General features: G+C 73.3%; 1 pseudogene. It reads left to right on the top strand.

Going from position 1 to position 255, the window contains the following annotated elements:
* Positions 1-255 (top strand): annotated as a pseudogene (locus tag SB816_RS33280) (hypothetical protein); the annotation flags it as partial.

The following is a 255-nucleotide window of genomic DNA, read 5'->3' as shown; positions in this document are numbered from 1 at the left end:
CTCGACATGACATCCGACGGCTTGCCCGTGATTTCCGCGCTGGCGCGCACGCCCGGGCTGTTCGTCAGCGCCGGGCTCTGCGGCAGCGGACTCGGCACCGCGCTGGGCGCGGGACGGTTGATCGCTTCGCTCGTGACGGGCAGCGCGCCGGAGATCGACGTGGCGCCGTTTCGCATCGAGCGCCTGACGCGCCCGTCGCGTGCAGCGCCGTCGCGCGCGGGCGTGCCCCACGGTTGTGGCGGCCATATCGGCAAC

Source organism: Achromobacter sp. SIMBA_011, from assembly GCF_046535435.1.
GTDB classification, from domain to species: Bacteria; Pseudomonadota; Gammaproteobacteria; order Burkholderiales; family Burkholderiaceae_B; genus Achromobacter; species Achromobacter dolens.
This window is presented reverse-complemented; position numbering and strand designations above follow the sequence as displayed.